General features: G+C 38.2%; 1 protein-coding gene. It reads left to right on the top strand.

Annotated features, from left to right (window positions below):
• Positions 1-19: 19 nt before the first annotated feature.
• A partial coding sequence (locus ACODS7_RS31745; RefSeq protein ID WP_488828542.1) for a non-ribosomal peptide synthetase occupies positions 20-1,947 on the top strand: 1,928 nt, incomplete at its 3' end.

Genomic DNA, 1,947 nt, shown 5'->3' with positions numbered 1-1,947 from the left:
CATGGGAACAGAATCTTATGTGACTTCTGAGCTATATTGGCGTGCAAAATTAGAAGGAACTTTACCATGGAGTGCGTTTCCTTCCTCTGTTTTCAAACCACGGATAGATTCCTATAAAGAAGGAGCGTATCAAACTTTCATTGATACAGAACTTACGGATGCTATTCATCATTTTGCAAAAACGCATCGTATCAGTACGTATCGTGTATTACTAAGTATATATCTTGTTTTATTACACCACATGACAAACCAAACGGATCTAGTAGTGGGAATGCCGATTAACATGAGAGAACGGCACACGCAGGAACAAGATGTATTTGGTTATTTTGTCAATACGGTTCCCTTACGTATCTCCTTTTCACCAGATGATACATTTATAGAACTTGTTCAGAAGGTAAGTGTTCTCGTACAAGAAGCCCTTGCACACAAAGAGTATCCTATCCATCATATGACGAATGCATTGCATACGGCAGAAGAACACATATATTCTTCTTTTTATGCAACTGTATTTAATATGGTAATATTACCTCCCTTTCATATGGAGGGACTAAAAACAAAAGTCATTAGTCATCAAAAACGAGTGGGCGCATTTGATATGGTATGGCGAATGATGAAAATACAAGAAAATCAGTTACAGCTTGAAATGGATTACAATGCCGCATTATACACTGAGCAAGATGTTCAGTTGTTTGTAACACGCTTTCAACATATCATACAAAAGGTACTGAGCAGTAGTTCCTGTCCTCTGCGGGAAGTAGATTTACTCTTACCGCAAGATTATGCACTTTATCAGCAGGATGTTCTCGTACATGCAACGCCTATCATTTCGAAAACATTAGACCAGCTTATTGATGAGAAAGCAAATGAAACCCCTCATTGTATGGCGATGACAATGGAAAACCAAAGCCTTACGTATCAAGAATTACAAGTGCGTTCGAATCAAGTAGCACAAGCTTTATTACAAAAAGGGCTAAAAAAGCAAGAGCGTGTCAGCATTCTCATGCACCGAAGTATGGATGCCATCGTATCTATGATTGGTGTATTAAAAGCAGGAGGCACGTATGTGCCCATTGATCCTGATTTTCCAGTAGAGCGTATCCATTTTATGTTACAAGATAGTAAATCGACACATATCATAACCCATCAAAAGACAGACTTATCACATCTTGTATCACGCCAATCTATCATTGTATATGAAAACACAGCTAAGATTAGGGTAACGGAAAACACCAAGAGTGAACATACAACACAAGATGCTGCGTATATTATTTATACGTCTGGCTCAACAGGGCACCCAAAAGGTGTACTGATTTCACATCAAAGTGTAATCCAATTGATTCAGTCGTTACAAAAAACCTACGGTTTGCAAGAACAACAGGTACATCTACAATTTGCTTCTTTTATCTTTGATGCATCGGTATGGGAAATCTATGGAAGTTTATTGACAGGCGGGAGATTGCATCTCGTAGCGGAAATAGAAAGAAAATCAATTGATCATTTTCTGGCAGTTATACAGGCACAGAATGTGCAGTATTGTTTAGTACCTACTGTATTTTTTCATACATTAACCCAAGCAACTTCTCAACAGTTGAAGCAATTACTATCTTTGCGATATATATTTGTAGGGGGAGAAACGTTGTTACCCGCAATGGTTCGAAATTGGCAAGCGAAAGTAGGTTTAAACATTCCAGTTGTAAACGCCTATGGCCCAACAGAAATAACAGTCTGTGCGACCACCTATCCAGTGACACAACTATTACATAAGGAGCAAACGTATATTCCAATTGGAAAGCCATTACCGCATATAAAAATGTATGTGTTAAATGAACAAGGAAAACTGTGTCCACCTTACGTACCAGGTGAAATTAATATTGGTGGAAGTAGTCTTGCAGCAGCGTACATCAATCAACCTGAGAAAACAAAAGAAACATTTTTACAACGACAAAT

The organism is Bacillus sp. FG16 (genome assembly GCF_057809515.1).
The sequence above is the reverse complement of the archived record's forward strand: the minus strand, read 5'-3'. Positions and strand labels throughout refer to the sequence as shown.